General features: G+C 57.9%; 19 protein-coding genes. 12 read left to right on the top strand and 7 right to left on the bottom strand.

The genetic code is table 11. From position 1 onward, the window contains the following. Positions 1-4 precede the first annotated feature (4 nt). Complete coding sequence (locus ACN0WX_RS04780; RefSeq protein WP_417621126.1) at positions 5-601, bottom strand: hypothetical protein; 597 nt, start codon at positions 599-601, stop codon at positions 5-7. A gap of 152 nt (positions 602-753) precedes the next feature. Further along, positions 754-2,181, bottom strand: coding sequence for a sigma-54-dependent transcriptional regulator (locus ACN0WX_RS04785; RefSeq protein ID WP_417621127.1), 1,428 nt, complete (start codon positions 2,179-2,181; stop codon positions 754-756). A 175-nt stretch (positions 2,182-2,356) separates the two neighbouring features. On the opposite strand from ACN0WX_RS04785, the gene ACN0WX_RS04790 reads away from it, so the two are divergent. From ACN0WX_RS04790 to ACN0WX_RS04820, 7 genes are all read left to right on the top strand, one after another. After that, on the top strand, positions 2,357-2,479 hold the full coding sequence (locus ACN0WX_RS04790; RefSeq protein WP_417621128.1) for an aa3-type cytochrome c oxidase subunit IV: 123 nt from the start codon (positions 2,357-2,359) through the stop codon (positions 2,477-2,479). A gap of 16 nt (positions 2,480-2,495) precedes the next feature. Beyond that, positions 2,496-3,626 (top strand): Re/Si-specific NAD(P)(+) transhydrogenase subunit alpha, encoded by a 1,131-nt coding sequence (locus ACN0WX_RS04795; protein ID WP_417621129.1) that lies wholly within the window; start codon positions 2,496-2,498, stop codon positions 3,624-3,626. 10 nt (positions 3,627-3,636) lie between these two features. Further along, on the top strand, positions 3,637-3,933 hold the full coding sequence (locus ACN0WX_RS04800; RefSeq protein ID WP_066743604.1) for an NAD(P) transhydrogenase subunit alpha: 297 nt from the start codon (positions 3,637-3,639) through the stop codon (positions 3,931-3,933). A 98-nt stretch (positions 3,934-4,031) separates the two neighbouring features. Further along, positions 4,032-5,480 carry an NAD(P)(+) transhydrogenase (Re/Si-specific) subunit beta gene (locus tag ACN0WX_RS04805; RefSeq protein ID WP_417621130.1) on the top strand — a complete coding sequence of 483 codons (1,449 nt, stop codon included), beginning with the start codon at positions 4,032-4,034 and terminating at the stop codon, positions 5,478-5,480. Between the two features lie 36 nt (positions 5,481-5,516). Continuing rightward, the gene (locus ACN0WX_RS04810; RefSeq protein WP_417621131.1) at positions 5,517-6,212 is read left to right on the top strand and encodes an aspartate/glutamate racemase family protein; all 696 of its coding nucleotides are present in this window, start codon (positions 5,517-5,519) and stop codon (positions 6,210-6,212) included. 109 nt (positions 6,213-6,321) lie between these two features. After that, positions 6,322-7,515: a parallel beta-helix domain-containing protein gene (locus ACN0WX_RS04815; protein WP_417621132.1), complete on the top strand. Its 1,194-nt coding sequence runs from the start codon at positions 6,322-6,324 to the stop codon at positions 7,513-7,515. Further along, a complete protein-coding gene (locus tag ACN0WX_RS04820; protein ID WP_417621133.1) occupies positions 7,515-8,549 on the top strand; it encodes an SO2930 family diheme c-type cytochrome in 1,035 nt (344 codons plus the stop codon). The genes ACN0WX_RS04815 and ACN0WX_RS04820 overlap by 1 nt, the downstream gene beginning before the upstream one ends. A gap of 23 nt (positions 8,550-8,572) precedes the next feature. Here ACN0WX_RS04820 and ACN0WX_RS04825 read toward each other — a convergent pair whose 3' ends face one another. Both ACN0WX_RS04825 and ACN0WX_RS04830 read right to left on the bottom strand, forming a co-directional pair. Continuing rightward, entirely contained in the window at positions 8,573-9,013 is a 441-nt protein-coding gene (locus tag ACN0WX_RS04825; protein ID WP_417621134.1) for a DUF2147 domain-containing protein, read from the bottom strand. Between the two features lie 36 nt (positions 9,014-9,049). Continuing rightward, positions 9,050-10,309, bottom strand: coding sequence for a multidrug effflux MFS transporter (locus tag ACN0WX_RS04830; RefSeq protein ID WP_417621135.1), 1,260 nt, complete (start codon positions 10,307-10,309; stop codon positions 9,050-9,052). Between the two features lie 90 nt (positions 10,310-10,399). On the opposite strand from ACN0WX_RS04830, the gene ACN0WX_RS04835 reads away from it, so the two are divergent. From ACN0WX_RS04835 to ACN0WX_RS04850, 4 genes are all read left to right on the top strand, one after another. Next, positions 10,400-11,968 carry a pentapeptide repeat-containing protein gene (locus tag ACN0WX_RS04835; RefSeq protein ID WP_417621136.1) on the top strand — a complete coding sequence of 523 codons (1,569 nt, stop codon included), beginning with the start codon at positions 10,400-10,402 and terminating at the stop codon, positions 11,966-11,968. A gap of 39 nt (positions 11,969-12,007) precedes the next feature. Then, positions 12,008-13,117 (top strand): DNA polymerase IV, encoded by a 1,110-nt coding sequence (dinB, locus tag ACN0WX_RS04840; RefSeq protein WP_417621137.1) that lies wholly within the window; start codon positions 12,008-12,010, stop codon positions 13,115-13,117. 78 nt (positions 13,118-13,195) lie between these two features. Further along, positions 13,196-13,576 carry a PadR family transcriptional regulator gene (locus tag ACN0WX_RS04845; protein WP_417621138.1) on the top strand — a complete coding sequence of 127 codons (381 nt, stop codon included), beginning with the start codon at positions 13,196-13,198 and terminating at the stop codon, positions 13,574-13,576. A 1-nt stretch (position 13,577) separates the two neighbouring features. After that, complete coding sequence (locus ACN0WX_RS04850; protein WP_417621139.1) at positions 13,578-14,132, top strand: HAAS signaling domain-containing protein; 555 nt, start codon at positions 13,578-13,580, stop codon at positions 14,130-14,132. Positions 14,133-14,152: 20 nt separating this feature from the next. Here ACN0WX_RS04850 and ACN0WX_RS04855 read toward each other — a convergent pair whose 3' ends face one another. The 3 genes from ACN0WX_RS04855 to ACN0WX_RS04865 form a co-directional block, all read right to left on the bottom strand. Next, the gene (locus ACN0WX_RS04855) at positions 14,153-15,526 is read right to left on the bottom strand and encodes a glutamate--cysteine ligase (RefSeq protein WP_417621140.1); all 1,374 of its coding nucleotides are present in this window, start codon (positions 15,524-15,526) and stop codon (positions 14,153-14,155) included. 75 nt (positions 15,527-15,601) lie between these two features. Further along, the gene (locus ACN0WX_RS04860; protein ID WP_417621141.1) at positions 15,602-16,183 is read right to left on the bottom strand and encodes a YqaA family protein; all 582 of its coding nucleotides are present in this window, start codon (positions 16,181-16,183) and stop codon (positions 15,602-15,604) included. A 218-nt stretch (positions 16,184-16,401) separates the two neighbouring features. Then, positions 16,402-17,958 carry an alanine/glycine:cation symporter family protein gene (locus ACN0WX_RS04865; RefSeq protein WP_417621142.1) on the bottom strand — a complete coding sequence of 519 codons (1,557 nt, stop codon included), beginning with the start codon at positions 17,956-17,958 and terminating at the stop codon, positions 16,402-16,404. Between the two features lie 148 nt (positions 17,959-18,106). Between ACN0WX_RS04865 and ACN0WX_RS04870 the strand changes: the two genes are divergently transcribed. Then, on the top strand, positions 18,107-19,174 hold the full coding sequence (locus ACN0WX_RS04870) for a DUF2855 family protein (protein ID WP_417621143.1): 1,068 nt from the start codon (positions 18,107-18,109) through the stop codon (positions 19,172-19,174). Positions 19,175-19,196: the final 22 nt, after the last annotated feature.

The raw sequence follows: 19,196 nt of genomic DNA on the forward strand, positions 1-19,196 counted from the left end.
GCTGCTATTGCAGGGTCAGGCTGTCGAGGATCGTTGCGGCCAAGGGATCGTCCGCCTCGGCTTGGTCGGCGGCATAGGTGATTTCTGCTTTTATCATCGTACCATCCGGTTTGCGCAGCATCCGCAGGCTTGATTTCTGGCCGTTGGTCAAGATTCCCGATGCCCGATATTCATTTTCCCCTACAGCAGCACCGGCCATGGCTTCGCCCCGATCATCGACGGTCTGAACGGCTTTGCTCCAGGCGGCATCTTCGCGATTTTCTATCCACGTGACGGCAAGTTTGGCACCGCTTTCTGCATCGGTATAAGTCTGACCATTGTCGTCGCTGTTCGCCTCGTCGACCTCCCAGCCGCCCGGAACCATGATCGTGTAGCCGCGCAAGGCGTTGGTATAACTGTCGAGCGTGGTGAGATCGATCGCCGTAGTCGCCTTGCCGCCCTCCGCGGCAGCCGCTTCATCGCGGATCGCCTGACTGGCAGCATCTGCCTGCTGGGCGAGTTCTTCGCTTGAGGGAACGTCACCCACTGCTTCCTGTTTTCCGCAAGCGGACAGGAGCAGCGCAAGCGTCGTGGTTGCACCGATTGGAAGAATTGGAAACATGTTTTTCATAGGGGGCAGACTTAAGACGAGCGGTCGGAAACATCAATGGCGATGTTGGATTTGGCAAATATCGGTGCGGCAATTGTTCTGGCCGAAAATGTCAAATTCCAACAAGCCGCAACCTTTTTGGCTGACGCCATTGCCGAGCATTTTCAGGCGGCGTTATCGATGCCGAGATCTGCCAGCTTGCGATAGAGAGTCGAGCGGCCGATACCCAGGCGCCGGGCAACTTCGGTCATCCGGCCGCGATAATGGCCGATGGCCAGGCGGATCACATCCGCCTCAATTTCTTCCAGCGGCCGTAAATTGCCATCTTCGCTGTAGAGCGTGATGCCAATGCCTTCCGGGCTGCTGACCAGATGCGGGTCGGCTTCTCCCGATTCGGCGACAAAAGAGCCGATTTGCGGAAATTCATCGCAGGTCAGGGCATTGTGGTCGCACATGACGGCGGCGCGGAAGAGCACGCTTTGCAACTGGCGGACATTGCCCGGCCAGCGATAGCTGCGCAGCAGATTCAGCGCTTCGTCGGTGATGCCGAGGCTGCGCAGGCCCGGCTGATGGGCAAGGCGCGCCAGAAAATGGCGGGCCAGTGCCGGAATGTCCCCGGTCCGGTCGCGCAGCGGCGGGATGGTCAGCTGGACGACGTTCATCTGATAGTAGAGATCCTCGCGGAAATTATCTTTCTCGACCTCTTTTTGCAGCTTGCGATTGGTCGCGGCGATGATGCGGACATCCAGTTGGAAACTGTTCGGACTGCCCAGAGGCTGGATATCGGAATGTTTCAGGAAACGGAGCAGGCGCACCTGTGTCTCGGGCGGGATGCGATCAACCTCATCGAGGAAAATCGTACCGCCCTCGGCTTGCTGGATCAGACCGATCTTGCGGTCGAAGGCGCCAGTGAACGCGCCCTTTTCATGACCGAACAGGATCGAATCGAGCAGATTTCCGGTGATCGCGCCGCAATTGAGTTTTAGCATCGGCAGCTTGGACCGCGGGCTGGCGGCATGGATCGCATCGGCGATCACTTCCTTGCCAACCCCGCCTTCGCCTTCGATCAGGACCGGAACGCGGGCCCTAGCGGCCTTGGCCGCGATGGCAAGGGCTGCGCGGAACGCCGGCGCGGCGCCAACAATTTCTTCAAATTCAAGCGGGGCCGAGATTTTTTCGGTTAGCGGACGCAGTTCGCCGTCATCCTTGGATGATTCGACGGCCGCATCAAGTGCCTGAAGCATCTGTTCGGGCGCAACCGGCTTGATCAGATAGTCGGTTGCGCCGGCGCGCACGGCATCAACCGCCTCGGCAATGGATCCGACGGCGGTGAGCATCAGGATCGGCAGGGCGGGGCGACGCGACTTGAGCTCGATGATCAGGTCTGTGGCTTCGGAACCCGGTACCCAATGGTCGAGGATGATCGCATCCAGCATCATCCCGTCCTGTGTCCCGAGTGTGGCAATCGCAGTTTCCGCGTCACGGGCATAGATCGTGCGAAATCCGGCCCGTGAAGCGAGCGCCGAAATCAGCCGACATTGCGCCGGCTCATCATCGATCAGCAGCAGTAATTTTGTGCCGTTTTGTGCCATTTTTGTCCCGATTGTCCCACAATGAAGCATTTTCATACCGGCAACCGGTAAAGAGCCGATTAAGGGATGGATAAATTTTCTATCCAAAATGACGGTGGGTAGGACTTGAGCAGGCGCTAATATAGGGTTACACCTCGCGCCAGTTTATGAACGAAAATGAAAATATGGGGAAATCATGACATCGGATAATAATTTGAGCGCCGCACAGGAAACCTACGCAGGCTTTTTGTCGATGCTGAAAGTCGGAACAATCCTGACCGCTATCGTGGCAATATTGGTGGTTATACTCATTTCCTAACGGATTGGAATCTAGCGTGAAAATAGCGGTATTGAAGGAACTCGCCGAAGGCGAGGCGCGCGTGAGCGCGTCGCCCGAAACGGTCAAGAAGTTCATTGCTCTGGGCGCCACCATGGCCGTCGAAAAGGGGGCGGGCGAATCTGCTGCTGTTGCCGATACGGACTATACCGATATGGGCGCAACGATCGGAACACGGGCCGCCGTCCTGAAGGATGCCGACATCGTTCTGGCCGTGCAGGGTCCCGATCCGCAATCGCTAAAAGGTATGAAAAAAGGCGCGTGGCTGGTGGCCAGCCTGAATCCTTTCGGTGAGCGCGAGCGGGTCGATGCTTATGCCAAGCTGGGCATTGATGCGCTGGCGATGGAATTTATGCCGCGGATTACACGCGCTCAGTCGATGGATATCCTTTCCTCGCAATCCAATTTGTCCGGTTACAAAGCGGTGATAGAAGCCGCGTCCGAATATGGCCGCGCCTTTCCGATGATGATGACCGCAGCAGGCACGGTATCGGCGGCACGCTGTTTCATCATGGGCGTCGGCGTTGCCGGGCTGCAGGCGATTGCTACGGCACGGCGGCTCGGCGCTCAGGTCAGCGCGACCGACGTGCGCGCCGCGACCAAGGAGCAGATTCAATCGCTCGGCGCCAAACCGATTTTCGTCGAATCGGTTGAAGGCATCGAGGGTGAGGGCAGCGGCGGCTATGCTACCGAAATGAGCGAGGAATATCAGAAGGCCCAGGCCGAACTGGTGTCCAGCCATATCGCCAAGCAGGATATCGTCATCACCACCGCACTGATTCCCGGGCGTCCCGCGCCGCGCCTGATTTCGGACGCGCAGATCGCGACCATGCGGACCGGCAGCGTGATCGTCGATCTCGCGGCGGAGCAGGGTGGCAATGTCGAAGGCGCGGTTTCCGGCAAGGTCGTCGAGAAGCACGGCGTCAAGATCATCGGTGCCAACAATATGCCGTCGAGCATGGCGGCCGATAGCTCGGCGCTTTTTTCGCGGAACCTGTATAATTTCCTCAGCGCTTACTGGGATGAAGAGGCGGGGCGGCCCGTGCTTCCCGATGATGACGAGGTTACGATTGGCATCCGTCTCACCAAGGACGGCAAGGTCGTCAACGAGCGCCTTCTGGCGAACTAGGGGGTTAGCAATGGACTTCATTTCAATTCTTTCAATTTTCGTGATGGCCTGTTTTGTCGGCTATTATGTTGTCTGGTCAGTGACTCCGGCTTTGCACACGCCATTGATGGCGGTGACCAATGCGATCTCCTCGGTGATCATTGTCGGGGCGCTGATTGCCGCGGCGGCGGGATCGCAGGCTGATGGCGGGCAGACCGCCAAATGGCTGGGTCTGGTCGGCGTTGTTCTGGCCAGCGTGAATATTTTTGGCGGCTTTGCCGTGACCGAGCGCATGCTCGCAATGTACAAGAAAAAGGAGCGCAAATAATGGGTGCTTCTTCTGATCGTCACCCCAGCGAAGGCTGGGGCCTAAACCAAGGGCGCCGTATCGCATCGAGATTGGGTTGGATCCCAGCCTTCGCTGGGATGACAGTTTTCGCGGCTTCCCCCGCGCTCGCCTCTTCCGGTGAACCGGTAAACCCGTGGGTTGCCACTGCTTATCTGGTTGCAGGCGTTCTGTTCATTCTCGCGCTGCGCGGCCTGTCTTCGCCTGAATCGAGCCGGACGGGCAACCGTTTCGGCATGGCCGGGATGCTGATTGCCGTGGTCACCACTTTATGGACCCACAGCATTGCCAGCCTGCCGGAAATTGCCGGTGCCATTGCCATTGGCGGCGTCATCGGTTTCGTCACCGCGCGCCGGATCGCGATGACCGATATGCCGCAGCTGGTCGCTGCCTTCCACTCGCTTGTCGGTCTGGCTGCCGTACTGGTTGGTATCGCCGCCTATCTCAATCCCGGTGCCTTTGGCATTTTGGATGCGACGGGCGAGATATTGACGGTCAGCCGCGTCGAACTGGGTCTTGGTGTTGCCATTGGTGCGATCACTTTCTCCGGTTCTGTGATCGCCTTCCTCAAGCTCAACGGCAATATGTCAGGTGCGCCGATCATGCTGCCCTTGCGTCATGTCATCAATCTCGGCGTGCTTGCCGGGATCATCGGACTGACCGCCTATTTCGCCATTGCGCCGACCATCGGTACGGGCGCGATTTTCTGGACCATCGTTGGCCTCAGCTTCCTCATCGGCTTCCTGCTGATCATTCCGATCGGCGGCGCAGACATGCCGGTCGTGGTGTCGATGCTGAACAGCTATTCCGGCTGGGCGGCTGCGGCCATGGGCTTTACCCTTGGCAACACGGCGATGATCATTACCGGCGCGCTGGTCGGTTCGTCCGGTGCGATCCTGTCCTATATCATGTGCAAGGCGATGAACCGCAGCTTCATTAGCGTGATCGCCGGCGGCTTTGGTGCCGACAGTGGTCCTTCGGAAGGCGCGGCCAAGATCGACCGTCCGTGGAAACGCGGTTCGGCCGAAGATGCCGCCTATATGATGAAGCAGGCCGAGAATGTGATCATCATTCCCGGCTATGGCATGGCCGTGGCGCAGGCACAGCATGCCCTGCGCGAAATGGGCGATATGCTGAAAGAAGAAGGCGTCAGCGTCAAATATGCCATTCACCCGGTTGCAGGCCGGATGCCGGGCCATATGAATGTGCTGCTCGCCGAGGCCAATGTGCCTTATGACGAGGTGTTCGAACTGGAGGATATCAACAGCGAATTTGCCCAGGCGGATGTCGCCTTCATCATCGGTGCCAATGACGTGGTCAATCCGGCGGCGAAAACCGACAAGGGATCGCCGATTTACGGCATGCCGGTGTTCGATGTTGAAAAAGCCAAGACGATTTTCTTCGTGAAACGCTCGATGGGCGGTGTCGGCTATGCCGGGGTCGACAATGAGGTCTTTTATATGGACCAGACGATGATGTTACTTTCCGATGCCAAGAAAATGTGCGAGGAAATCGTCAAGGCGCTCTAGACGCCGACTTCGTATATTTCAGGGATTGTAACTTCAATGCGGAAAATTGGCCTGATTGGCGGGATGAGCTGGGTATCGACTGCCAGCTATTACACGCGGATCAACAGCATCGTGCAAAAAAGGCTGGGCGGTTTTTCCAGCCCGCACATGCTGATCGAGAGCGTTAATTTCAGCGATTATGCGCGACTGCAGTCGGATGACGACTGGGATGCGGCTGCCGGCCTGATGACCCGGTCGGCCAAGCGGCTGGAGAATAGCGGTGCGACCGCAATATTCATCTGCTCCAACGCAATGCACAAAATCTATGATCAGGTGCAGCCGGAAGTCGGCGTGCCGATCCTGCACATTGCCGATTGCGTGGGCGACAAGATGGCGGCCGATGGCATAAAGACGGCGACTTTGCTCGGTTCCCGCAATGTGATGACCGAGGGATTTTATCGTAAACGTCTGGTTGCCAAGGGGATAACCCTGACCCCGCCCGATGACGAACGGGTCGAGGAGATCGACCGGATCATCTACGAGGAACTGATGTTCAACCAGGCCAAGCGCGAGTCCGAAAGGACGATGAAAACCTATATCACCAATATCGCCAAGGGCGATGTCGAGGCGGTGGTTCTGGGTTCCACGGAACTGGACCTGATCATCGACACCAAGGCCAATATCCTGCCAATCTACGACAGCACCGAAATTCATTCCGATGCGGCGATCGAATGGATATTGAGCGAGGCGTGAGCCTCACGCGCACCCCAATTCACCGACATTAGTCACTGACATCAATGTCAATGCTCTTGGCATCGGCCAGATTTTGCGGCACACTCTCTCGTTCCTGGAGGAGAGAGATATGATCCGCAGCTTATTGTTCGCCACCGCGCTGTGCCTGAGCGCGCCGACACTCGCAAAAACGATTACGGTGGAAGCCGGTGATGATGCCCAGGAGCGGATACAGGAGGCGCTGATTCTTGCCGAACCGGGTGATGTGGTGGAACTGGGCGCTGGCCGCTTTGATCTGATCGATGGTCTCTCGCTTGATGTCGACAATGTCACCGTCCGCGGCGCCGGGATGGACCAGACGGTGCTCAATTTTGCCGGACAGCTGGGCGCCGGTGAAGGCTTGCTGGTCACGTCCGACCATGTCGTGCTGCGCGATTTCGCGATCGAGGACAGCAAGGGCGATGGCATCAAGTCCAAGGGCGCGGACAATATTGTCTATTATAAAATCCGGGTGGAATGGACCCGCGGGCCGCATCCGGAAAATGGTGCCTATGCGATTTATCCGGTCGAGAGCCGCAATGTGCTGGTCGACAGCGTGACAACCTCCGGCTCTTCGGATGCCGGGATTTATGTGGGCCAGTCTGAGAATATCATCGTCCGCAACAGCGTGGCGCGCTTCAACGTCGCCGGGATCGAGATCGAGAACAGCATTGGCGCGGATGTTTATAACAATATCGCGGTCAACAATACCGGCGGAATCCTGGTGTTTGATCTGCCCAATATTCCGAAACAGGGTGGCCGCAATGTCCGGGTGTTCGACAATATCGTGGTTGACAACAACACCCCGAATTTTGCCCCCGAGGGCAATATCGTGGCGGATGTTCCGACCGGCATGGGGATCATGGTGATGTCCCATTATGAGGTCGAGGTGTTCGGCAACAAGCTCGCCGAAAATGGCACCGGCAATGTCCTGATCGTGTCCTATAGCAAGGGGCAGGATGATCCGAATTACAATCCCAAGCCGATTGGTGTGCGGGTATTCGAGAACGAGCATGGCCGCGCGGGCTACAAGCCGGCGTTCCCGGGCGGGGATCAGCTGAAAGCGGCCTTTGGCGGGGCGATCCCGCCGATTATCGAGGATGGCACGGGCGAAAACCTGTTGATTGGCGAGGATGTTGCGGTCCTGTCCATGGGGCTGACCACGCCCGGCCAGTCGCTGGCCGAGGCGCAGCCGACCATCTCGAGCGGCGCAACCGAGCCGTTTGACGGAAGGCAGCTGAAGCCAATCACCCTGCCCGAGGCGATGGAAGCCGCAATCCGATAATGCGCTTGCTGGCGTCCGCATGCGCTGTGCTGGCGCTGACCTTGACGGCGGGCGCGGAGGTGTCCGTTGCGGGCGAACCGGCAGGCGTCGCCGACGCAGTGATCCTGTCTGATGGCCTGCCGCGCAGCCTGTCGGACTATCGCTTCTTCAAGGATAAAGCAGGGTGGCAGCCGAATGACCGGGTCGTGCCCTATGCCCTGAACACGCCCCTGTTTACCGACTATGCGGAGAAATACCGGTTCATCTATGTGCCGCAAGGGAAGCAGGCGAAGGCCGATGGCGACGGATTGCTAGACTTTCCCGTGGGATCGGCGCTGATCAAGAGCTTCGGCTATGAGATTGATGGCAAGCCCCGCTTGCTCGAAACCCGGGTGTTGCTCCACCGCGCCGATGGCTGGCTGGCACTGCCTTATGTGTGGAACGACGCGCAGACCGAGGCGAAGCTGAAGGTCGCGGGCGCGCGCATCGCGGTGACCTTCACCGATCCGTCCGGCAGCGCGCGTTCGATCAGCTATGGCGTGCCCAACAAGAACCAGTGCAAGGAATGTCATGCCCTTTCGGGGGCGGTGACGCCGATCGGACCAAAAGCGCGCAATCTGACTCATGGCGGGCAACTTGTGGATTTTGCCAGGCTCGGTCTGATCGACCGGGAGCCGCAGGTCGACTATCCTATCCTCGCGTGGGGAGAGGCGACCGCATCGGTAAACGACCGTGCGCGTGGCTATCTGGACGTCAATTGCGCCCATTGTCACAATATCAACGGCTCGGCGAGCAACTCCGGCCTGTTCCTGACCTATGAGGAACAAATGCCGGTGCGCCTTGGCATCCACAAGCGCCCGGTTGCAGCGGGGCGGGGGAGCGGCACGCATGATTTTGATATTGACCCGGGTGCACCTGGCGACAGTATCATGATCTACCGGTTGAACAGTCTTGAACCTGGCATATCCATGCCCGAAGTGGGGCGGACGACAGTCCATGAAGAAGGGGTGGCTCTGCTCAGTCAGTGGATCGCGGCGATGGAAAAGAAGGATTGATTGTTTTAGACTAAAGCAAAACCTTATTTCGCCCGGGTCCAGTTCTGGCCCCGACAGACAAAGGCGATACAGCCTTTCATCTTGAGGCTGTTGGGCGAGTTCAGGCTGACTTCCGAGCGATAGGTTTTGCCGGTTTTCGGATCATAGACCTTGCCGCGCCAGATATCGCCATCGGGCTTGAATCCGGTCAAAATCGCCATGCCAAGCAGGGTACGATTGCGGAGGCTCTTGTCGGGATTGTGAATATCCTTTTGCCCCACGCCATTGGGCGGGGTCACCAGATATTTGTCGATGCGACCGCAAACATTCGCACCACATTTGGATATCTTGATGATCGCGTCCCGGTCTGCGGTAATCCATTCGCCGTTGATCGAATTTGCCGCCAGCGCAGGCGTGGCAAGCAAGAGACAGGCCGGCAACAGGCCTGCGGCCAGTGTAGAAAATGCAAGATTCAACCATGTCATGGCGCTGTCCTCCTGTCCGCTATTTACAGTTTTTGCCTATAGCCTGTCGATATTCAATAAAGATTCCCTGCTTACATTGGTCTGAACGCGGCGGAACAACCGACCCCTTTCTGCCCAGACAATTACCGCGAGGGATGCGGTTCCGCACACCAGAAAGCCCAGCGCCAGTGGCAACACAGTACCGTCAAATTGCAGTCCGACCGTCGCGCCGATCGATGCCGACATCGCAGAGCGGGCGAAATTCTGGAAGGAGGACGCGACACCCGCGATTTTGCCGAACGGCTGCATCGCGATCGAACTGAAATTCGCACCGGTCAGGCCGACCATCGCCATTGAGGGCACCAGCAGCGCGGTGAAGGTCCAGATATTGATGCCGCCCGCCATCGCGAGGACAAAATGGATGATTGAGACCAGAATGAAGAAAATGAGCGCCGACTGGGACACGCGCCGCGCGCCAAAGCGCATGACGATCCGGGAATTGGCAAAATTTCCGAGTGACATGGCGGCGGCGTTGAGCGCGAAAATATAGACAAAAATATCCTCCGCTCCGAATATATCGACAAATATCTGCTGCGCCGAAGCGATATAGGCGAACAGGGGGGCCATCATCAGGCCGCTTGCCATGACATGGCCGAAACTGTTGCGGTTGAAGATGACCTGATACCATGCGGAGGCAATCGCCCGCGGCCGGATCAGCGTCTTGTTGTCCGGGTGCAGCGTTTCCGGCAGACGGGTGAGCACCCAGAGAAACACCCCCAGTCCCGCTGAGGAAAGGACCGCGAAAATCGCCTTCCAGGGGGCAACCATCAGAACCATTTGGCCCAGCATCGGCGCGATAATCGGCACGATCATGAACACCATCATGATCGTCGACATTGTCCGCGCCATGGCGTCGCCTTCGTAGCGGTCGCGGATGATGCTGTTGACCAGCACGCCCATTGCCGACGCGCCGAGTCCCTGAATGAACCGGGCGATCAGCAGCAGGTCATAGTCCCATGCGAGGGCGCAGAATATGCCGAAGACGATGTAGATGGCGATGGTCACCAGCAATACCGGCTTGCGCCCGAAGCGGTCGGCGAGCGACCCGTGAGCAATCGAGCCAATCGCCATGCCGTAAATATAGGAAGTGATGACCCATTGCCGGTCATTGACGGCCGGCAGAGCAAAATCGGCGGATATCAGGCCCAGCGCGGGCAGCATGATATCGATTGCCAGTGCGTTGAGGGCCATCAGGCTTGCCATCAGGATGACAAGTTCGATGCGGCCGATCGGGAAGGGGAGAGCTTTGCTGTGCACGGACGGCCTATGGCAAGAACGGGCGAGTGTGGCTATAGCATATATGCTAGGCGAGATGCCACGGCCGGGCGCGGATATCGGGAGGTGCGGGTGACCAGACGATTATTTCTGACACTGTTATGGGTTGCCCTGATCCTGACTGGGGGCGGTTCGACAAGGGCGGAGGCTGATGAATCTGCCTTGTCCGACTGTCATTTTGCTCTTGGCGATATTTGGGACGATCGTGACATCCCGCAACATGAAATTGACGGCAACGAGCTTGGAGCCCTGTCCGATTTTATCCGCATGCTTGATCGTCGCGAGCCCGGTGTCACGATTGTCAAAGGTGGGGATTTCTCCGGTTGGGATTTTCGCGCGATAGTGCTGTCCGGCGTCTGCTTTGAGGAAAGCAATTTGGCGGGCGCCAATTTCGCCGGTGTCTCGGCACCCGGTGCGGGATTTATCAAGGCCGATCTGACCGGGGCCAATCTGGCCGGGGCGCACATGCCCGCTGTCATGTTTCGCAACGCCGGACTGAAGCATGTGGTGGCCGCGGGTGCCGATTTCTCCGGCGGCCATTTTGATGGCGGCTGGTTCGAGGGTAGCGTCGAGGGCTGGAATGTCGATGGTGCCAATATGACCGGTTTCACCTTCGTATGCGGTATGACGGTGTCGGACGGCTGCCCGGTCTATCAGGGCGGCGAAGGGATCAGCGCGAAGGGCGCGGATTTCACCGAAGCCACGCTGCACAGCTTTGGTCTGCACGATGTCGACCTCGCCGGTGCCCGAATCGACCGGACGATTATCGGGCCTGGACAGATAACCTATCTGGCGCAGGCCGACTTTCGTGGTCCGGTGATCCTGCGCGGCGGAGATCAGGATGTGTTGGTCAGTGCGGCAGAAACGCAGACATTATTGGTAGAAAATGCCAAGCAGGCGGCGCTCGAAAAGGTGGCTTCCTTTGATTGCGCCAAGGGAGCGAGCAAGGTTGAACGGGAGATATGCGGCGAATATGCCAGCGATCTGCGGCGGGCGGATCGCGATATGGCGGCGCTCTATGAGCGCGCAAAAGACGTCGATCCTGACGCCAAGCCAGGGCAGCTTGCCTGGCTGAGGCAGCGCAACAAATGCGCGGTGGCGGAATATTCCTCGGATTGCATCCGGGACAGCTATGATAGGCGCAAGGGCGCGCTGCTTGGCCTGCTCGGAGAAACGGCGTGGCTGGCTCCGGGGGAATCCGCCCTGTTCATCGATGATGTTCTTCCGGTTCCCGCCGCTTATCGCCAGTCAGAGCTGTTCGCCCGTATCACGCCGGCTCTGGTCGGGGCATCGATGACCAATATTTTGGTCGAACGGACCGGTGACGGACTCTATGCGATCAAGGGCAGCGCGGTCGGCGCCAATGCGCATTTGTGCAGCATCGGTGCGGCATCTCTCTATATCGATCGGGAGTCCGGCTGGTATATCCCGGTCTCGGAAGGTCCGGCTATCCCGATTTTCCGGATATTGGATGGCCGGCTGGAGATATTTGCGAATGGAAAGCCGGATTATGAGCAATATCCCGAGGTATCGGATTTCATGAGCTGCGGCATGCGCGCCGCTTTCGGGGAGACGACCCGTATCCATGCCGGTGAGGCGCTGATCAAGCGCTACCGCCAATCGCTGAGCGAAGAAATGTAGCTGCTCCCCAAGCAGGAAAACAGGCGCTAGACTGGCAGCATGTCCGATTCCGCTCCTGATCTGCTCCAGCGCAAGATCATCCATATTGATATGGATGCCTTTTTTGCGAGCGTCGAGCAGCGGGACTTTCCTGAATTGCGCGGCAAGCCGGTGGCGGTTGGTGGCTCCTCCAAGCGCGGCGTGGTCGCGGCGGCTTCCTATGAGGCCCGGAAATATGGCGTGCGTTCGGCGATGGCTTCGATCACTGCCAAGCGCCGCTGCCCGGACCTGATCTTCGTCAAGCACCGGTTCGAGGTCTACCGCGAAGTATCGCAGCAGATTCGATCGATTTTCCGGATGCACAGCGATCTGGTCGAGCCCTTGTCGCTCGACGAGGCGTTTATCGATGTTACGCAGGACAAGATGGGGATCGGCAACGCCACCCGCATCGCCGAGATGATCCGCGCCGAGATCCGGAAGCAGACGGGTCTCACCGCCAGCGCCGGGGTGAGCTATAACAAGTTTCTTGCCAAGATCGCTTCCGACCAGAACAAGCCCGACGGGATATGCGTGATCAAGCCGCACCAGGGGGCGGATTTTGTCGCACAATTGCCGGTGCGGCGCTTCTTCGGCGTCGGCCCGAAGACGGCGGAACGCATGGCGAAGCTGGATATCCACACGGGAGCAGACCTGCGTGCGCAATCGCAGGATTTTCTGCGCCAGCATTTCGGCAAGTCGGCGGGCTATCTGTTCCGCGCCTCGCGCGGCGTGGATCACCGGGAAGTGCGGTCGAACCGCATCCGCAAGTCGGTCGGCGGCGAACGAACCTATGGCGACGATCTGGTCAGCGACAGCGACATGCACGACGCGTTCGAGCATATCATCGATATCGTCTGGAACAGTATCGAGAAATGCGAGGCGCGCGGCCGGACGGTGACACTCAAGGCCAAATATGCCGATTTCCGGCAGGTGACGCGGTCCCGGTCGGTGGATCATTATGTTGCGGGCAAAGAGGAATTTGCGAGTATCGGTCGTGAATTGCTGGCGAGCATCATGCCGGTGGAAAACGGGGTGCGGTTGTTAGGCCTGACGCTGGCTAATCTTGAAGGTGTGGAAACTGTGGACGAAGATGAACCAACCGAGACGGAGCAGAAAGCATTTGAGTTTTAGAGGAGCGCCGCTCTTCACACATTACCTTGCTATAGATTATACCTTGCAATACATAGTAACAATGTTAAGCAAGGTAGTATGATGGGTGTCCCGAAAAATATAGAGTCGAAATGGGATGCCCAGCTTCGCAAAGGAACCCTGGAGCTTGTCATATTGGCGGTGCTAAAAGAGCGACGGCTATATGGTCTAGAGTTGCTTGGTCAGCTTCAGTCGCTGGAGACAACGGCGATAACCGAAGGCACTTTATATCCGTTGCTGGACCGGCTGAAACGGGATGGTCTTGTTGATGCCCATTGGCAACAAGACGGTGAGACCCGACCCCGAAAATATTACAAACTTACCCAGAAGGGTGAAGAGAAACTATCCGATCTCACGATCCGGTGGCGGAAGTCTGCCGAAGATATCGAATTTTTATTGAACAACCCGGGGCCTGGAGAAATCCGCCCGAAAGGAGATTAACATGTCAGACCGCGAGATGATTCACGATTATTTGAAATCGCTGATGAACTTCTTGTCCCGACTGGACAAAGAAGATGCTGATGATGTGTTGCGCGAAATTGAATGTCATATTTATGATGTGATGGAAATTCGGGAAGAAAACGGACAGATGATCGATGCTGCGACCATTCTCGAAGGTTTCGGGCAGCCGAGGGAACTCGCCAGCCAATATGTCGACCATATTTTGAAAGGCTCGCCGCCGCCCCGCGGTTTTAAAGCAATCCAGAAGGTCAAAAGGGGGGCCACCAAAGGCCTTGGATTGGCCACCGGATTTTTTGGTTATATCCTTGCCACTGCCTTGATCGCTATCGGACTGTATAAGCTTTTCGACCCGGATGCCGTCGGGTTTTGGGCGAGTGAATCGGGTGAGTCCGTTGTTATCGGTGCATTATCGGAAGTTCCCGCCGGGACGCGGGAATTATTGGGCTGGTGGATCACACCGGTCGCGATCGGACTGGGCATAGTCGCCGCCTATTTGACCAGTAGATTGCTAAGGATTGTAAAACTGAAAAGCTGATTTCTTCCAGCAACCTTCTGTCAGAAGCTCATCTCGTCATAGATCCGGCTGAGATCGCCGTTCCATTCGCCCTGATAGCGTTCGAGCAATTGTGCCGCCGGTGATTTGCCCTTGGCGACCACTTCGCGCAGCGGGTCGAGGAAGCCGCTTTCATTGTCGCCGCTGCTGTTCAGGCGGTTGCGCGCAGTCAGACCAGCGGAAGCAATTTCCAGAATTTCTTCTGCGAGATCCTTCAGCGTCTGTCCATTGGGGATCGGTGTGTCGAGACCAAGTTTCGGGACCGTGTTGCGCAGCGCCTCGCGTTCTTCCATGTTCCAGCCCTTCACCCGGTCCCAGGCGGTATCCAGCGCCGTCTGATCATAGAGCAGACCGACCCAGAATGCGGGCAGGGCGCAGATCCGGTTCCACGGACCACCGTCGGCGCCGCGCATTTCGAGGAAGCTTTTCAGACGCACTTCGGGAAAGGCGGTGGAGAGATGATCGGTCCAGTCCGACATGGTCGGCTTTTCGCCGGGCAGCACCGACAGTTCACCCTTCAGGAAATCCCGGAAGCTGAGGCCGGCGGCATCGATATACTGGCCGTCGCGGAAAACGAAATACATCGGCACATCGAGCATATATTCGGCGTAGCGTTCGTAGCCGAAGCCGTCCTCAAACACGAAGGGCAGCATACCGGTGCGGTGCGGATCGGTGTCGGACCAGATATGACTGCGGAAGCTCTGATAGCCGTTGGGCTTGCCTTCGGTGAACGGTGAATTGGCAAACAGGGCGGTCGCCAGCGGTTGCAATGCCAGCCCGACGCGGAATTTCTGCGCCATGTCGGCTTCGCTGCCATAATCGAGATTGACCTGGATGGTACAGGTGCGCAGCATCATGTCGAGGCCCAGATTGCCAACTTTCGGCATATGGTTCATCATGATCTTGTAGCGGCCCTTGGGCATCACCGGCAATTCCGCGCGGGTCTTGTCCGGCCACATGCCCATGCCCAGAAATCCTGTACCGGTTTTTTCGCCAATTGCCTTCACCTGTTGCAGATGGCGACCGGTTTCGTTGCAGGTTTCGTGCAGATTTTCCAGCGGGGCGCCGGATAGTTCAAGCTGGCCCGCAGGTTCCAGGCTGACCGCACCATCGGCACCGGTCAAAGCAATGACCTTGCCGTTTTCCTCTACCGGTTTCCAGCCGAATTCCTGCAGCGCGAGCAAAAGATCCTTTATCCCGCCGGGTTCATCATAGCTCGGCGCATGGTGATCTTTTGTACAATAGACGAATTTTTCGTGCTCGGTGCCGATCCGCCAGCGGTCTCTGGGCTTTTCGCCTTTAATCATTGGTTCAACCAACTGGGCGATATTTTCGATCACAGGATCGTTGCTGTCTGAAACCTGTCTGGTGCTCATGTTCCGGCCTTAGAAAATCATCGGCTGCGAGGCCATAGAAAAAAATGCTGTTGCGCTAAAAGCATTTGTTCCTTGTCACAGCAACCAGCGCAGAGCGGCGAACCCGCCGACGAACAGGACGCCGACCACGGTGGTGGCCAGGGCGAAATTCTTGTCGATCCAGTCTTTCATCGGCGGCCCGAAAAAGCGGAGCAGGACGGCGACCAGAAAAAAGCGGGCGGACCGGGCAATGATCGCCGCGCCAATCAGGATGTGCAGGGGCATGGCGGTGCTGCCGGCGGCGATGGTGATGACCTTGAATGGCAGCGGCGTGAAGCCGGCCAGCAGAACTACGATCCAGCCCTGTTCATTGAAATTCTGCGCGAAAATTTCAAATTTATCGGTGACACCGTAAAATTCGAGGATCGGCATGCCCACCGTTTCGAAGACGAAATAGCCGATGGCATAGCCGAGCAGCGCACCCAGCACCGACGCGACCGTGCAGATCAGGGCATACCACCAGGATCGCTCCGGCTTGGCCAGGCACATAGGCGCGAGCATGACATCCGGCGGGATCGGAAAGAAGCTGGATTCGGCAAAGCTGATACCAGCCAGCCATTTCGGTGCCTGCCGATGCGCTGCCTTGTCGAGCATCCAGTCATAGAGTTTTTTTAGCATTTTTTTTAAACCTCAAGCGCCGGGCGCAGGCATCCGCCTGCTTGGCTTTCCTCGCAAAAGCTCGGGCGCGCGGTCGCGCTTGCCTCGCTTCGCTCGGTTTGTCGGAGATAATTACGAGCGTAGCGAGGCAAGGCCGACCGGCCGCCGCGCCTTATTGGCGCGAAAGCCAAGGGCGCGGATGCGCCCGCCCGGCGCTTGAGGTTCAAGAAAAATCCCATCTAGTGACCGGGTGCGCCGGTAACTTCTTCCAGCAATTCCTTGGGTGTTTCGCGCCCATGATCTGTGCCAGCGGCGCGATTGCCCTTTGCCAGCGCGAAAACGACACCGGAGAGGGCGAGCAGGGCAATGATATTCGGTAGGGTCATGACCGCGTTGGAAATATCGCCGAGACGCCAGATCAGCTGCAACGGGGCGAAGGAGCCGATGAAGATCACCAGGCACCACAGGATCCGCCAGGCGAAGTGGAGCCGGTTTTCACCTTTCAGAGTGGCTCCGGGAGTCTGGTCATAGAGATAGGTGATTGCCCGTTCGCCATAATAGCTCCAGGTCAGCAGCGTCGTGAAAACGAACAGGATCAGCGCGACCGAGGCGATCAGCGTGCCGATCGGAATGCCGAAGACGGGAAAGGGGAAGGCGGCTGCATAGGCCCCGGAGGTCATGGCAAAGCCGTTGAGGTCCGACTGCCAGGCGTGTTCGACCACCTGTTTGACGCCATTGGCATCGGTAAAGGTGAAATCGCCGGCAACGGTAAGCATGACCAGTGCGGTCATCGTGCAGATCACCACGGTGTCGATGAAGGTACCCATCATCGCGAACCGGCCCTGTGCAGCGGGATCGTTGGTTTGCGCCACAGCATGGGCAATCGGGGTTGAACCCTGTCCCGCTTCATTGGAGAAGAGGCCGCGCGCGACGCCGGCGCGAATGGCGATGATGATCGCCGCACCCAGAAAACCCCCGCTGGCAGATTGTGCGTTAAAGGCACCGCCGAAAATACGTCCGAAGGTTTCCGGCAGGTCGGGCAGGTTGATGATCAGGGCGATCAGCGCCATCAGCAGATAGGCACCGGCCATCCACGGAACGATGGTTTCGGCGACCCGGCCAATGGATTTGATTCCGCCAATAATGACGACGAAGACTGCGATGGCCGCGACCGCGCCGCCGATCCATTCCTCCACTCCGAACAGCTCGTTGGCACTGTCACCGAGGCTGTTGGCCTGAATGCCGTTGCCTGTTACGAGCGCGGAAAATAATGTACCGACGCAGAATAATATGGCCAGCCATGTCCATTTCGGGCCGAGGCCGATGGTGATATAGGTCATCGGTCCGCCACGATAGGTACCGTCTTCTGCTTGCGAGCGGAAACGCACGGCGAGCGAACCTTCGGCAAAGGCCAGCGCCATACCGAACAATGCGGTCACCCACATCCAGAATATTGCACCGGGTCCGCCAAGGGTGATGGCGGTGGCTACGCCGGCCAGATTGCCCGTACCAACCTGACCGGACAAGGCTGTTGATAGCGCCGCGAAAGGCGAAATCTCGCCCGCGCCCTTGCTTGAGGATTTTCTGAACAGACCGGCGAGAGAGGGGAAAAGCCGGCGCAGGGGATAGCCGCGAAGACCGATCATGAAATAGATGCCGGCACCGAGCAATATCACGACCATGGGCGGTATCGGGAGTATTTCGGAACCTTCCCATGTGCCGGCCCAGATAAAGTCCGAAATATTGGTGATCGGCGCGATCGCCGCTTCAAAACCTGAAACCGGTGCTGCACTCACAAAAATTCTCCCCGATGGCGCACATGGGCGCATATTCTGTCCCGTGCGGCAGGATTAGCAGGCGGAGGGTTTTTGGCAAATGCTTTTGCCATCTGGTCTCCAGTCCGTATGCTGGGCGGAATAAGCAAAACAGGATGGAGCGGGATTGATGCAGAGCTTGTGGGTGAAGAAAGATGAACTCTCGCAATCGGAATGGCATGAAAGTGATGTGCCGGCTCTGGCCGAGGGTCAGGTGCTGCTGGCGGTCGAGAAATATGCCCTGACGGCGAATAATATTACCTATGCCGTGGTCGGCGACGGCTTTGGCTACTGGAATTTCTTCCCGACCGGTGATGCCGCTTGGGGCATTGTCCCGGTCTGGGGCTTTGCCAAAGTTGTCGCCTCGGAAAATGCCGATATCGCGGTGGGGGAGCGGGTCTACGGCTATTTGCCGATGGCCAGCCATTTGCTGGTTGCGCCGACCAATGTTCAGGATAGCGGCTTTGTTGACGGTGCGGCGCACCGGCAGGGGCTGGCGATCATATATAATCAATATCACCGGCTGGGGCTGGGAGAGGGGTCTCATGAGGCGGAGCGCGCGATCTTCCAGCCGCTTTTCACCACCAGCTTTCTGATCGAGCATTTCATGCGGTCGAATGACTGGTTCGGGGCCGAGGCGTTGCTGATGACCAGCGCTTCCTCCAAAACCGCGCTGGGCCTGGCGATGGTTGTGAAAAACCTGAGCCCCGCCATCAAGCGCATTGGTCTGACATCAAGCGGCAACAAGGCATTTGTCGAGCAATCGGGGCTCTATGATGACGTCCTGACCTATGATGATCTGTCGACAGCCGATGCCACCATGCCGACCGCGTCGGTCGATTTCGCCGGCAATGGTTCGCTGCTCGGCGCTATCCACGCGCATTGGGGCAACCGGCTCAAGTTCAGTTCGCTGGTCGGTGCAACCCATGTCGCGGAACGGGGCGGCGCGGATGATCTGCAAGGGCCGAAGCCGGAGCTGTTCTTTGCTCCGACGGCAGCGGAAAACCTGATGAAGGAAATTGGGCCAGCGGAATTCCGCGCGCGGGTCGATGAACAATTTGTAGCCTTTGTAACCGGAGCCAGCGCCTATCTGAAGGTGGAGGATCTGGAAGGGTGCGATGCTCTGCAATCCGCCTATCTGGCGATGCTCGCGAATGAGGTTGCACCCAGTCGCGGGTTGATCTGTCATCTGGCGTAAAGGCGCTTTGACTTGATTGTGG

The organism is Parasphingorhabdus sp. (assembly GCF_048269915.1).
In the GTDB taxonomy this organism is placed as follows: Bacteria; Pseudomonadota; Alphaproteobacteria; order Sphingomonadales; family Sphingomonadaceae; genus Parasphingorhabdus.

Excerpts from the sequence above, each read along its gene's own strand:
- ACN0WX_RS04780 (WP_417621126.1), bottom strand. The coding sequence starts at position 601 with ATGTTTCCAATTCTTCCAATCGGTGCAACCACGACGCTTGCGCTGCTC.
- ACN0WX_RS04785 (WP_417621127.1), bottom strand. The coding sequence starts at position 2,181 with ATGGCACAAAACGGCACAAAATTACTGCTGCTGATCGATGATGAGCCG.
- ACN0WX_RS04790 (WP_417621128.1), top strand. The coding sequence starts at position 2,357 with ATGACATCGGATAATAATTTGAGCGCCGCACAGGAAACCTACGCAGGC.
- ACN0WX_RS04800 (WP_066743604.1), top strand. The coding sequence starts at position 3,637 with ATGGACTTCATTTCAATTCTTTCAATTTTCGTGATGGCCTGTTTTGTC.
- ACN0WX_RS04805 (WP_417621130.1), top strand. The coding sequence starts at position 4,032 with ATGACAGTTTTCGCGGCTTCCCCCGCGCTCGCCTCTTCCGGTGAACCG.
- ACN0WX_RS04810 (WP_417621131.1), top strand. The coding sequence starts at position 5,517 with ATGCGGAAAATTGGCCTGATTGGCGGGATGAGCTGGGTATCGACTGCC.
- ACN0WX_RS04815 (WP_417621132.1), top strand. The coding sequence starts at position 6,322 with ATGATCCGCAGCTTATTGTTCGCCACCGCGCTGTGCCTGAGCGCGCCG.
- ACN0WX_RS04820 (WP_417621133.1), top strand. The coding sequence starts at position 7,515 with ATGCGCTTGCTGGCGTCCGCATGCGCTGTGCTGGCGCTGACCTTGACG.
- ACN0WX_RS04825 (WP_417621134.1), bottom strand. The coding sequence starts at position 9,013 with ATGACATGGTTGAATCTTGCATTTTCTACACTGGCCGCAGGCCTGTTG.
- dinB (WP_417621137.1), top strand. The coding sequence starts at position 12,008 with ATGTCCGATTCCGCTCCTGATCTGCTCCAGCGCAAGATCATCCATATT.
- ACN0WX_RS04845 (WP_417621138.1), top strand. The coding sequence starts at position 13,196 with ATGATGGGTGTCCCGAAAAATATAGAGTCGAAATGGGATGCCCAGCTT.
- ACN0WX_RS04850 (WP_417621139.1), top strand. The coding sequence starts at position 13,578 with ATGTCAGACCGCGAGATGATTCACGATTATTTGAAATCGCTGATGAAC.
- ACN0WX_RS04855 (WP_417621140.1), bottom strand. The coding sequence starts at position 15,526 with ATGAGCACCAGACAGGTTTCAGACAGCAACGATCCTGTGATCGAAAAT.
- ACN0WX_RS04860 (WP_417621141.1), bottom strand. The coding sequence starts at position 16,183 with ATGCTAAAAAAACTCTATGACTGGATGCTCGACAAGGCAGCGCATCGG.
- ACN0WX_RS04870 (WP_417621143.1), top strand. The coding sequence starts at position 18,107 with ATGCAGAGCTTGTGGGTGAAGAAAGATGAACTCTCGCAATCGGAATGG.